The following is a 512-nucleotide window of genomic DNA, read 5'->3' as shown; positions in this document are numbered from 1 at the left end:
CCTTTTAGAATAATTCAAAATTACTTTTCAAATCCAAAATATTTCCTATATTTGTATCTAAACGGATACAGTTTTTTAAATGATAATTACCGAAAAAACATCTGAATTTGACAAGTGGTTTAGAAAGCTGAAAGACATTCGAGCAAAATCTAAAATTCTTTTCAGAATCCAAAAACTTGAAACGGATGAACATTTCGGAGATTGTAAACCTGTAGGAGACGGAATTAGCGAAATGAGAATTAATTACGCTAAAGGCTACCGAGTTTATTTTAAGGAAAAAGACAACAAAATTGTTATTCTTCTAATCGGCGGAGATAAATCGACTCAACAAATGGATATTGAAAAAGCGAAAAAAATTTGGAACAAAATAAAAGATGATTAAAATGGAAACCTCAAGATTTGACATAACGGACTATTTAGACAGCGAAGAAATGATTGCTGAATACCTGAATACAGTACTCGAAGATGGTGACAGCTCTGATTTGATTGTGGCAATCGGACATATTGCAAAA

The 512-nt window shown here is 31.6% G+C and carries 2 protein-coding genes; both read left to right on the top strand.

Translation table 11 applies throughout. The annotated features are described in order from the left end of the window. Positions 1-79 precede the first annotated feature (79 nt). Positions 80-382: a type II toxin-antitoxin system RelE/ParE family toxin gene (locus K8089_RS16320; RefSeq protein ID WP_237604342.1), complete on the top strand. Its 303-nt coding sequence runs from the start codon at positions 80-82 to the stop codon at positions 380-382. Beyond that, positions 375-512: helix-turn-helix domain-containing transcriptional regulator (locus tag K8089_RS16640; RefSeq protein WP_407932400.1), on the top strand; the 138-nt coding region annotated here is incomplete at its 3' end. The genes K8089_RS16320 and K8089_RS16640, both read left to right, overlap by 8 nt.

Source organism: Aequorivita vitellina (genome assembly GCF_022008365.1).
In the GTDB taxonomy this organism is placed as follows: Bacteria; Bacteroidota; Bacteroidia; order Flavobacteriales; family Flavobacteriaceae; genus Aequorivita; species Aequorivita vitellina.
This window is presented reverse-complemented; position numbering and strand designations above follow the sequence as displayed.